Annotated in this window: 1 protein-coding gene; it reads right to left on the bottom strand. The window is 56.4% G+C overall.

Features of this window, described 5'->3' with window-relative positions; all coding sequences use genetic code 11:
* Window positions 1-15 precede the first annotated feature (15 nt).
* Complete coding sequence (gene tuf / locus J7400_RS21110; protein WP_209066146.1) at window positions 16-1,191, bottom strand: elongation factor Tu; 1,176 nt, start codon at window positions 1,189-1,191, stop codon at window positions 16-18.

The following is a 1,191-nucleotide window of genomic DNA, read 5'->3' as shown; positions in this document are numbered from 1 at the left end:
AATCAGAAGGTCTGATTATTCGACGATTTTGGACACAACACCGGAACCAACGGTGCGGCCGCCTTCACGGATCGCGAAGCGCAGGCCGGCTTCCATTGCGATCGGTGCGATCAGCTCAACGTTGAACTTCAGGTTGTCGCCAGGCATCACCATCTCGGTGCCCGCTGGCAGTTCAACAGTGCCAGTCACGTCAGTTGTACGGAAGTAGAACTGTGGACGGTAGTTCGCGAAGAACGGGGTGTGACGGCCACCTTCATCCTTGGTCAGGATGTAGGCTTCTGCTTCGAACTTGGTGTGTGGGTTCACGGAACCTGGCTTACACAGAACCTGGCCACGCTCAACCGCTTCACGGTCAACACCACGCAGCAGCGCGCCGATGTTGTCGCCCGCTTCACCGGAGTCCAGCAGCTTGCGGAACATTTCAACACCGGTACAGGTGGTTTTCTGAGTGTCTTTGATGCCAACGATTTCGATTTCGTCGCCAACGTTGATCACGCCACGCTCAACACGGCCGGTCACAACGGTACCACGGCCAGAGATCGAGAACACGTCTTCGATTGGCATCAGGAACGGCTGGTCAGTCGCACGTGGTGGCTGTGGGATGTACTCGTCAACAGCCGCCATCAGCTCAGCAATTTTCTCTTTGCCGATGTTGTCGTCACGGTCTTCCAGAGCCGCCAGAGCGGAACCAGCGATCACAGGGATGTCGTCGCCTGGGAATTCATACTCAGACAGCAGCTCGCGGATTTCCATTTCCACCAGCTCGAGCAGTTCTTCGTCGTCAACCTGGTCCACTTTGTTCATGAAAACAACCATGGCAGGGATGCCAACCTGGCGGCCCAGCAGGATGTGCTCACGGGTCTGTGGCATTGGGCCGTCTGCTGCGTTCACAACCAGGATCGCGCCGTCCATCTGCGCCGCACCGGTGATCATGTTTTTCACGTAGTCAGCGTGGCCTGGGCAGTCAACGTGTGCGTAGTGACGTGCTTCGGTTTCATATTCCACGTGTGCGGTGGAGATGGTGATGCCACGTGCTTTTTCTTCTGGCGCGCCGTCGATTTCGTCGTACGCTTTGAAGTCACCAAACTGTTTGGTGATCGCGGCGGTCAGCGTGGTTTTGCCGTGGTCAACGTGACCAATGGTGCCGATGTTGCAGTGCGGTTTACTGCGCTCAAACTTTTCCTTAGCCAT

The sequence above is a fragment of the Shimia sp. R9_2 genome (assembly GCF_017743735.1).
GTDB lineage: Bacteria > Pseudomonadota > Alphaproteobacteria > Rhodobacterales > Rhodobacteraceae > Shimia.
The sequence above is the reverse complement of the archived record's forward strand: the minus strand, read 5'-3'. Positions and strand labels throughout refer to the sequence as shown.